Origin of the sequence: Vibrio sp. 1-Bac 57 (assembly GCF_037546855.1) — a bacterium.
Classification (GTDB): Bacteria; Pseudomonadota; Gammaproteobacteria; order Enterobacterales; family Psychromonadaceae; genus Psychromonas.
Genome location: NZ_JALAAC010000087.1, coordinates 1 through 1,575, shown reverse-complemented (window position 1 = coordinate 1,575; position 1,575 = coordinate 1). Strand labels below are relative to the sequence as shown.

Annotated in this window: 1 rRNA gene; it reads right to left on the bottom strand. The window is 51.7% G+C overall.

Annotation, left to right across the window (positions count from 1 at the left end):
* Nucleotides 1–15: 15 nt before the first annotated feature.
* A 16S ribosomal RNA gene (locus MT391_RS20605) occupies nt 16–1,560 on the bottom strand.
* Between the last annotated feature and the right edge of the window lie 15 nt (nt 1,561–1,575).

Sequence of the window (1,575 nt, the reverse complement as noted above, 5' to 3'; positions counted from 1 at the left end):
ATGTGTTTCTTTACGTAAGGAGGTGATCCAGCCCCAGGTTCCCCTAGGGCTACCTTGTTACGACTTCACCCCAGTCATGAACCACACCGTGGTCATCGCCATCCCCGAAGGGTTAAGCTAATGACTTCTGGTGCAGCCCACTCCCATGGTGTGACGGGCGGTGTGTACAAGGCCCGGGAACGTATTCACCGTGGCATTCTGATCCACGATTACTAGCGATTCCAACTTCACGGAGTCGAGTTGCAGACTCCGATCCGGACTACGACAAACTTTAGGAGATTCGCATACCATCGCTGGTGAGCAGCCCTTTGTATTTGCCATTGTAGCACGTGTGTAGCCCATCCCGTAAGGGCCATGATGACTTGACGTCGTCCCCACCTTCCTCCGGTTTATCACCGGCAGTGTCCCTAGAGTTCCCGGCATAACCCGCTGGCAAATAAGGATAAGGGTTGCGCTCGTTGCGGGACTTAACCCAACATTTCACAACACGAGCTGACGACAGCCATGCAGCACCTGTCTCAGAGTTCCCGAAGGCACTCTACTATCTCTAACAGATTCTCTGGATGTCAAGGGATGGTAAGGTTCTTCGCGTTGCATCGAATTAAACCACATGCTCCACCGCTTGTGCGGGCCCCCGTCAATTCATTTGAGTTTTAACCTTGCGGCCGTACTCCCCAGGCGGTCTATTTAATGCGTTAGCTTTGAATCCCACGGCATATAGCCACAAAATTCTAATAGACATCGTTTACTGCGTGGACTACCGGGGTATCTAATCCCGTTTGCTCCCCACGCCTTCGCGCCTCAGCGTCAGTCTTTGTCCAGGTGGCCGCCTTCGCCACTGGTATTCCTTCAGATCTCTACGCATTTCACCGCTACACCTGAAATTCTACCACCCTCTACAAAACTCTAGTTAACCAGTTTCAAATGCAGTTCCAAGGTTGAGCCCTGGGATTTCACATCTGACTTAATTAACCGCCTACGCGCGCTTTACGCCCAGTAATTCCGATTAACGCTCGCACCCTCCGTATTACCGCGGCTGCTGGCACGGAGTTAGCCGGTGCTTCTTCTGCGAGTAACGTCACAGCTGCACTCTATTAAAGTACAACCTTTCCTCCTCGCTGAAAGTGCTTTACAACCCGAAAGCCTTCTTCACACACGCGGCATGGCTGCATCAGGCTTGCGCCCATTGTGCAATATTCCCCACTGCTGCCTCCCGTAGGAGTCTGGACCGTGTCTCAGTTCCAGTGTGGCTGGTCATCCTCTAAGACCAACTAGGGATCGTCGCCTTGGTAAGCCATTACCTTACCAACTAGCTAATCCCACTTGGGCTACTCTTATGGCGTGAGGCCCGAAGGTCCCCCACTTTGATCCGGAGATGTTATGCGGTATTAGCAGTCGTTTCCAACTGTTGTCCCCCACCATAAGGCATATTCCCAAGCATTACTCACCCGTCCGCCACTCGTCAGCAAAATAGCAAGCTATTCTCTGTTACCGTTCGACTTGCATGTGTTAAGCCTGCCGCCAGCGTTCAATCTGAGCCATGATCAAACTCTTCAATTTAAAGTTTAATTTGCA